The organism is Achromobacter colocynthidis, assembly GCF_057334535.1.
On the sequence record NZ_JBHFIZ010000039.1, the window covers coordinates 534,330 to 542,204 of the forward strand.

8 protein-coding genes and 1 riboswitch are annotated in these 7,875 nt (G+C 66.8%); of the genes, 4 read left to right on the plus strand and 4 right to left on the minus strand.

The annotated features are described in order from the left end of the window. Positions 1-22 precede the first annotated feature (22 nt). Entirely contained in the window at positions 23-1,594 is a 1,572-nt protein-coding gene (gshA, locus tag ACE04A_RS28855; RefSeq protein ID WP_259252863.1) for a glutamate--cysteine ligase, read from the minus strand. Positions 1,595-1,626: 32 nt separating this feature from the next. After that, entirely contained in the window at positions 1,627-2,535 is a 909-nt protein-coding gene (locus ACE04A_RS28860; RefSeq protein WP_485820767.1) for an alpha/beta hydrolase, read from the minus strand. 42 nt (positions 2,536-2,577) lie between these two features. Between ACE04A_RS28860 and ACE04A_RS28865 the strand changes: the two genes are divergently transcribed. Beyond that, positions 2,578-3,201, plus strand: coding sequence for a hypothetical protein (locus ACE04A_RS28865; protein ID WP_259252865.1), 624 nt, complete (start codon positions 2,578-2,580; stop codon positions 3,199-3,201). Here ACE04A_RS28865 and ACE04A_RS28870 read toward each other — a convergent pair. Next, complete coding sequence (locus ACE04A_RS28870) at positions 3,191-3,409, minus strand: helix-turn-helix domain-containing protein (protein WP_310508938.1); 219 nt, start codon at positions 3,407-3,409, stop codon at positions 3,191-3,193. The genes ACE04A_RS28865 and ACE04A_RS28870 overlap by 11 nt on opposite strands. Positions 3,410-3,708: 299 nt before the next feature. On the opposite strand from ACE04A_RS28870, the gene ACE04A_RS28875 reads away from it, so the two are divergent. Next, the gene (locus ACE04A_RS28875; RefSeq protein WP_259252867.1) at positions 3,709-4,605 is read left to right on the plus strand and encodes an AEC family transporter; all 897 of its coding nucleotides are present in this window, start codon (positions 3,709-3,711) and stop codon (positions 4,603-4,605) included. 84 nt (positions 4,606-4,689) lie between these two features. Here ACE04A_RS28875 and ACE04A_RS28880 read toward each other — a convergent pair whose 3' ends face one another. Beyond that, positions 4,690-5,697 carry an Ldh family oxidoreductase gene (locus ACE04A_RS28880; protein ID WP_391440498.1) on the minus strand — a complete coding sequence of 336 codons (1,008 nt, stop codon included), beginning with the start codon at positions 5,695-5,697 and terminating at the stop codon, positions 4,690-4,692. A 134-nt stretch (positions 5,698-5,831) separates the two neighbouring features. Continuing rightward, positions 5,832-5,913: riboswitch (SAM riboswitch) on the plus strand. Here ACE04A_RS28880 and metX point away from each other — a divergent pair. Next, a complete protein-coding gene (gene metX / locus ACE04A_RS28885; protein WP_259252869.1) occupies positions 5,903-7,177 on the plus strand; it encodes a homoserine O-succinyltransferase MetX in 1,275 nt (424 codons plus the stop codon). Its footprint overlaps the riboswitch before it by 11 nt. Beyond that, a complete protein-coding gene (gene metW / locus ACE04A_RS28890; protein WP_100853326.1) occupies positions 7,174-7,788 on the plus strand; it encodes a methionine biosynthesis protein MetW in 615 nt (204 codons plus the stop codon). Before metX ends, metW begins: the two co-directional genes overlap by 4 nt. Positions 7,789-7,875: the final 87 nt, after the last annotated feature.

Below are 7,875 nucleotides of genomic sequence, written 5' to 3' on the forward strand. Positions count from 1 at the left end.
ACGCAAACCCTAACGATACGCCTTATTTGCGCGGCGCTTTCAGGGCGTCGTGGTAGCGGGCCACGTAGGTGGCGAAGTCCACCGTGTCCGACTCCTCTAGGCGCAGCTGTTCCTGCGCCGACTTCACCGCCGCCTGTTCATAGGCCGCGGCCAAGTCTGTGGGCAGTGCTTGCGCGCGCAGCGTGTCGGCGTGCTTGGCGCTTTGCGCCAGCGAGTAGTCGTGAAACGACAGGCCGCTTTGCGTCAGGGCTTCCAGCAAGCGCGCCGACGGAGTGGCGTCGGGCTGATCCAGCTTGACGCGTTGCGCGGCCAGCGCGTCCGCGTAGGCGCTGCCGCCCAGGGCCGAATCAAACAAGGCGGCGTAAGGGGCGATCTGGTCCAGAAGATCGTGGCCCCACTGCGGCAGCGTGACGGACTTGCCGTCGCGGTCCAGCGTCAGGCCGGGCTTGCGGCCTTCTTTGACCACCGTGGAAAAGTTGTCGGCGCTGCGCTGACAGTAGCCGTTGGCGGGGAAGAAGGGGCTGTCGGACGCCGCGCAGAACAGCAGGAAGGCGTCGACGAAGCGGCTCGTGCTGGCATCGATGCCCACGGGCGATTCGGGGTCGATATCCAGGCAGCGCACTTCCACGTACTGCACGCCGCGTTCCGTGAGCGCGGTGATGGGGCGTTCGCAACGGCCGGTGGCGCGCTTGGGGCGAATGCTGGAGTAGTACTCGTTTTCGATCTGCAGCACGTTGGTGTTGAGCTGGATCCATTCGCCGTTGCGATGCGTGCCGATCTTTTCGTAATCAGGCCAGGGTTGCGTCACGGCGTCGTACAGGCGGCCCAGGAACGTGTCCAGGTCGTTGTAGCAAAGCTTGAGCTGCGACTGCGCCTTGTTCTGGTAGCCAAGATCGCTCATGCGCAGGCTGGTGGCGTAGGGCAGGTAGAGCGTGTGGTCACCCAGGCGTTGCAACGGGTGGTCCTGATCACGCAGGAAATCGCTGGCCAGCGCGGGGGCGGCGCCAAACAGGTACATCAGCAACCAGGAATAGCGCGTGAAGTTGCGGATCAGGCTGATGTAGCCACGCGAACGGCGGTCTTGCGCGGACCCGGCTTGCGTGTCCAGCACCGACCAAAGGTCTTCAGGCAGCGAGAAGTTGTAGTGCACGCCGGCAATGCATTGCATCGTCTTGCCATAGCGTTCGGCAAGCCCACGGCGATACACATGCTTGAGCATGCCCGTGTTGGACTTGCCGTACCACGCGATGGGAATGTCCGCTTCGGCGGGCAGCGTGGCGGGCATGGACTGATTCCAGATCAGCTCGTGGTCCAGCACGCTGTAGACGTGGCGGTGGGTGTTGGTGAGCTCGGCCAGGAGGGCGTCCACATCGGTGTGTGTGCCCGTGATGAGTTCCAGCAGCGATTCGGAGTAATCGGTGGTGACGTGTTCATTGGTCAGCGCCGAACCCAGGCCGGCAGGGTGGGGCGTGCGGGACAAAATGCCCTGCTCGTCCACGCGCAGGCCTTCTTTTTCAATGCCTCGCAACGTCTGGGTCAGCAGCGAGCGGTTGGCCTCTAGGCGGGAGAGGCGGTTGGCGGCGGTATCAGTCACGGATTCTTCTCGTTTGGGTCTGTCGCGGGATTTTACGGGGTGCCGGCCTCCTGTGCCGAGGGAGTCAATACAGGGGGCAGGGACAATGCTTGCGCCGTGCGCGCCAGCCATTCGTCCAGGTCAGCATAAACCGGATCAGAAATAGGGGCCGTTTCATTGAAGATCTCGTGCCAGGCGGTGTCGTACCAGCGCAGAGTCAGCAATTCGGCGGGCGCGCGCTGGCCGAATTGGCGGCTGCCCTCGGCGGCGACGATGGAGTCATCCCCCGCCACCATCAGCAGGGTGCGGCAGGGCAGCAAGCCGGCTTCACGCAGGGATTCGCGGCCGTTTTCATCCACGAAGCGGGCCAGTCGGCCCGTCATGCGCCGCCGCACGAGCGGGTCGGACCGGTAGGCTTTCACGACGGCCCGGTCGTGCGAGATCCGGGCGGGCGCCAGGCCGTGGGGCACGCGCAGATTCGGCGCATGCAGCGACATCCAGGTCAGCGTGCGGCGCACCCATAGGGGCACGTTGACGACAAAGGGCGGTGAACTGAGTACCAGCGCGTCCAGCTCGGCCATGCGGCGCAGGGCGATGCGCACAGCCACCAGCGCGCCCAGGCTGTGGGCCAGCAAGATGGGCGGGCGGCCCTGGGCCTGGGTCCAGGCAAGCAGGCGGTCCACAGCGTCGTGGACCAGGTCGTCCTGGTGGCTCAGGGTGGCGGGCGGGCCGCCCGAACGCCCATGGCCGCGATGGTCGTGCGCGCCCACGGTCCAGCCTCGCGCGGCCAGCCAACGGGCCAGGCGGTCGTAGCGGCCGGCGTGTTCGCTCAGCCCATGCATCAGGTAGACGCTGGGGGTGCCGGGGCCGGTGATGGGGGCGGGCACATTGGGGGCGGCGGGCCAAAGATAGTTGGCCAAGGGGGTGCCGTCGGGCGCGGGGGTGATGGAAATCGGCGACAATTTCAGCATTCCTCGAAATGAATGGGCCGTCGGGTCACGGTAATGACGATTTCATCGCTGTTTCGTTTCATGTTCAAGAAAGCCGGCCTGATTGTGGGGTTGGCTTTGCTGGTGGCTGCTTGCTCGCCCCGTTACAACTGGCGGGAAGTCGACGTGGCCGACGGCCATGTGCGCGCGGCATTCCCGGACCGCGTGTCCACCGACAGCCGCGACCTGCGCCTGGATACCCACACCTTGCGTTTTACCCTGTCCACCGCGACCGTGGGTGAAGCCGTGTTCGCGATCGGGTCCGCGCCGCTGCCGCCCGAGATTGCGGCGGACCCCGCCGCCAGGCAGGCGCTGGGCATGGCGCTGATGCAGTCCTTGTACACCAACATGCAGGCGCCGCCGCCCACCCAATGGCCGGCCTACGGGCAGGACATCGAGGTGCACGGCAAGGCCATGGGCAAGCCGGGATGGCTACAGGCCAAGGTCTGGGTGACCGACACCATGCTGATCGAAGCGGTGGCCGCCGGCACGACGGAAAGCCTGCCACCGGAACGCGCGCGGGAATTCCTGCGGTCAGTGGTGATCAAGCCCGGCAAGCCGGGCCAGCCCAGCCAGCCGGTCAACCCTGCCGGGAGTTCTGCCGGTGGCCCAGCGCCCGCCAGCCCCGTCAAGCAATGACGGTGTCCAGCAGCCCTTGGCGCAACGCCGCCACCACGGCGGCCCGTCGGCCCCGTACGCCCAGCTTGGCGCAGGCGTTGCGCAGGTGGAAATTCACGGTGCTTTCACTGACGCCCAGGATGCGGCTGGTTTCCCAACTGGTTTTGCCCGCCGCCGACCAGAACAGGCACATGGCCTGGCGGTCTGACAGCGCTTTCGGGGCCGGCAGCGCCGACAGCGACGTTGGCGGCGCCAGGGGCGGCCCAAGCGCCGACAACGGCCCGCCGCCCTGGGCAAGCTCTGGGTGGAACGCGCACAAGCGTTGAAATGCGGATGAACGCGGAAATGCGGATGAACGCGAAAACTCGGACGAGCGCGGAATCGTGGGCAGGCGGCGGGTAGCGGTCATGGCGGCTGGGGGCAAGGCGCCCCGTCGTTGAAGTTGCTGCATGCTGCGGTTGCCCCGACCAGCGCGCAAGCATTGATGCCTTGGCGAATTGATCTTCTTATCTTTGACGGAATAGCTGTATGTTGGCCATCGCCCAGTTCTATCTTTCAGCCATCGTGCTGATGCTGCCCCTGCTGTCCTGCGTGGGCATCGGGGTGTTCTGGGGCAAGCGCGATATCCCCTTTGGCGGCGCGTTCATCACCACGCTGGTGACCTCGGTGACCACGCCCGCCCTCGTGTTCCACACCTTTGTCACGACCCAGCTCGACGACCGCGCGCTGGCCGACGTGGCGGCCGCCACGCTGCTGGCCCTGCTGCTGTGCGCGCTGGTCGGCGCGCTGCTGCTCAAAATCTGGAAGCTGCCGGTGCGCACACTGCTGCCCACGGCGAGCCTGCCGAATGCCGGCAACCTGGGGCTGCCGATTTCGCAACTGGCGTTTGGCGACGCGGGCCTGTCGGTGGCGGTGGCGTTTTTTGCGGTGAACTCGTTCGTCATGCATACCGTGGCCGTGCGGCTGCTGCCTGGCGTCAACACCAAGGGCAGTTGGAAAAGCCCCATCCTGCTGGCCTCGGTGGTGGCGGTGGCGATGCGCCTGTTGCACATTCCGGTGCCCGAATGGCTGATTGAAACGGCCCGCATGCTGGGCGCCGTCACCGTGCCGCTGATGCTGCTGAGCCTGGGCCACGCCTTGGCGCTGATCCCATCCAATGGCCTGCGCGACGGCGCCAAGGTGGCGGCGATCCGGTTGGTGGTGGGCTTGGCGGCGGGGCTGGCGGTGGTGTGGGCGCTGGACCTGGAGCCCGTGTTGGGCGGAGCGCTGACCTTGCAGATGGCCATGCCCTGCGCCGTGGTCAGCTATATGTATGCCAAGCGCTACACGACGATGGGCGACACCGCGGCGGGCGCGGTACTGGTGTCGACGGTGGTGTTTTTGTTGCTGGCACCGCTGATGCTGTGGTTCACACACGGGGCGTAGCGCGGCGGACTGGGATGCGGGTCGTGATGCCCGGCGAAGCCCGTGGCGAAACCCGCAGCCAGACCCCCGGCCAAACTCGCGGTTTCAGGCCGCCCCGGCCATGTCGCGCAACTGCGCCATCAACGCATCGGGGATGTCCACGCCGTGCTTGATGGCGGCGTCGCGCAGCTTGCGGCGGCGGTCGCCGGGCAGGCGCACCCCGTCGTCTTCCAGCATGGCGTCCACCAGCGTTTCCACGCGCTCCAGGTAGGCGTTGTTGCCGGCCAGCGCACCGGGGTCGATCGCCATGAACGCCTGCCCCAGCCGCGCCGGGCCGCCAGCGTCAACAAAGAACGATTCCGTTTCGAAGCCGAAGTGCGCACCCGTCAGCGCGCAGGCCAGCAGTTCAACAATCAGCGCCAGCATCGCGCCCTTGACGCCGCCCGCCGGCAGCATGCTGCCGGCCAGGCCGGCCTTGGGGTCGGTGGTGGGTTGGCCCTCGGCGTCCAGCGCCCAGCCCAGCGGAATGGGCTGATTGTCGCGCGCGGCGATCATCAGCTTGCCGCGCGCCACCTGCGACAGCGACATGTCGATCACCAGCCTTGCGCCGTTGCGCCGGGGAAAGACCGCCGCGATGGGGTTGGTGCCGAACAGCGGGCGCTTGCCGCCCCAGGCGGGCATGGCGGCGGGGGAATTGCTCAGGGCCAGCGCCACCAGACCGGCGTCCGCCAGGGCTTCAAGGTGGTAGGCGGCTTCGCCGAAATGGTGGCTGTTGGCCACGCCGATGAAGGCAATGCCGTGTTCACGGGCGCGCAGCGCGGCTTGCTCGACCGCCATCGCGCAGGCGGGAAACGCCAGGCCCGAACCCGCATCGATCAGTGCCGCGCCGCCGCGTTCATGCACGATGCGCGGCACGGCTGAACCAATGGCGCGGCCCGCGCGCAGGTGCCCGGCGTAGAACGGCACGCGCGACAGGCCGTGCGAACTGATGCCCTGGCTTTCCGCAAAAACCAGCGCGCGGGCGGTGCTGTCCGCCATGGCCGGGTTGGCGCCGGCGGCGGCCAGCGCGGCGGCCGCCAGATGTTGCAGTTCGTCCAGATAGATGTGAGCCATAGCCTTCCTGTCAGGAGAGCGCGCGCCGCGCAGGGGCGGGGCGCCGCCGGTAAACACGATTGTCCCACCAGCGCGGGGCGGCTGCAGCATCCGCAAGCAGTGCTAGAATTCTTTTCGCTGTACCCATGCATTACCCATATTTCGGCGCCGATTTGCCTGATCCGCTTGCGGGCGCCTTCCAATAAATCCAGCTAAAGAGGTCCGTATGACCACTCCTGCCCAACATTTGGCCGGTGATCTGGCCGCTGATCCGGCCAGCGGGTTCATCCCCGCCACCGTCACGACTTCCGACACCGTTGATCCCGGTTCCGTCGGCCTGGTCGCACCCACCTTCATCCGCTTCGATGAGCCGCTGCCCTTGCTTAGCGGCCAGTCGCTGGCTGCCTACGAACTGGCCGTGGAAACCTACGGCACGCTCAATGCCCAGCGCAGCAACGCAGTCTTGATCTGCCACGCGCTGAACGCCTCGCACCATGTTGCCGGGCAAGCGGCCGACAACCCCAGCGACGTCGGCTGGTGGGACAACATGGTGGGCCCCGGCAAGCCGGTGGACACCAATATTTTCTTTGTGATCGGCGTCAACAACCTGGGCTCGTGCTTTGGTTCGACCGGCCCGGCCAGCATCAATCCGGCCACCGGCAAGCCCTGGGGCGCCGCGTTCCCGGTGTTGACGGTGGAAGACTGGGTGCGCGCCCAGGCCCGCGTGGCTGACCACTTCGGCATCGAGCGCTTCGCGGCCGTGATGGGCGGATCCCTGGGCGGCATGCAAGCGCTTAGCTGGGCCATCACCTTGCCCGACCGCGTGGCCAATTGCGTCGTCATCGCCAGCACGCCGCGCCTGTCGGCGCAGAACATCGGCTTTAACGAAGTGGCGCGCCGCGCCATCATCACCGACCCGGATTTCCACGGCGGCGACTACTACGCGCAAGACACGGTGCCGCGCCGGGGCCTGTCGGTGGCGCGCATGATCGGCCACATCACTTACCTGTCCGACGACGACATGGCCGAAAAATTCGGCCGTGCGCAACGCGCGCCGGCCGAGAACGGCGCCTACCACTACGGCTACGACGTCGAATTCGAAGTGGAGTCGTACCTGCGCTACCAGGGCGAAAAGTTCACCCGCTATTTCGACGCCAACACCTATCTGCTGATCACGCGCGCGCTGGATTATTTCGATCCGGCCCGCACCACGGGCGGCGACCTGGCGCGCGCGCTGGCGCCCGCCAAGGCCGACTTCCTGCTGGTGTCGTTTTCCACCGATTGGCGCTTCCCGCCGGAACGGTCGCGCGAAATCGTGCGCGCGCTGTTGAAGAACGCCAGCCCCGTGACCTACGCCGAAATCGACGCGCCACATGGGCACGACGCCTTCCTGCTGGAAGACGCGCGCTACCACGCCGTGGTGCGCGGCTACTACGAACGTATCGCGCGCGAGCTTGGCCTGGCCGCCGGCGCCGCGCAGACCGAAGGACGCTCCGAATGAATCCTGTCACCCCCCGCTATGCCCATAGCGCGCTGCGGCCCGACCTGGCGCGCATCGCCGGCTGGATCGAGCCCGGCAGCCGCGTCCTGGACCTGGGCTGTGGCGACGGCGCGCTGCTCGCGCACCTGCGCGACCACCGTCAGGTGCGCGGCGCGGGGGTCGAACTGGACGACACCTGCGTCATCGCTTGCGTGCGGCGCGGGGTCGAGGTGATTCAGCAAAACCTGGAAGACGGGCTGGCGCTGTTCGACGACAAGCAGTTCGACACCGTGGTGCTGTCGCAGACCTTGCAGTCCATGCATCGCACCGAGCACATCCTGCGCGAGATGGCGCGCGTGGCCCGCCATGGCATCGTGTCGTTTCCCAACTTCGGCTACTGGCCGCACGGCTGGGCCATCCTGCGCGGGCGCATGCCGGTCACCGGCCAGATGCCCTACCAGTGGTACAACACGCCGAACATCCACCTGTGCACGCTGCGCGATTTCGAACAGTTGGCCGACGAGCTGAAGCTGCGCATCCTTGAGCGCGCCACGTTCAACGAAGGCCACGAGGTCAAGCTGTTCCCAAGCTGGCGCAGCACGCTGGCGGTGTACCGTTTCGCCACGCCCTGACATTCCGACACTGATACTCCTGACGGCGCGGCTGAACAGGCCCTAAAATGCCGCAAGCCCGCGGCGCAACGCCTGTTGCGCCGCGCC

Excerpts from the sequence above, each read along its gene's own strand:
- ACE04A_RS28875 (WP_259252867.1), top strand. The coding sequence starts at position 3,709 with ATGTTGGCCATCGCCCAGTTCTATCTTTCAGCCATCGTGCTGATGCTG.
- metX (WP_259252869.1), top strand. The coding sequence starts at position 5,903 with ATGACCACTCCTGCCCAACATTTGGCCGGTGATCTGGCCGCTGATCCG.
- ACE04A_RS28880 (WP_391440498.1), bottom strand. The coding sequence starts at position 5,697 with ATGGCTCACATCTATCTGGACGAACTGCAACATCTGGCGGCCGCCGCG.
- ACE04A_RS28865 (WP_259252865.1), top strand. The coding sequence starts at position 2,578 with ATGACGATTTCATCGCTGTTTCGTTTCATGTTCAAGAAAGCCGGCCTG.
- metW (WP_100853326.1), top strand. The coding sequence starts at position 7,174 with ATGAATCCTGTCACCCCCCGCTATGCCCATAGCGCGCTGCGGCCCGAC.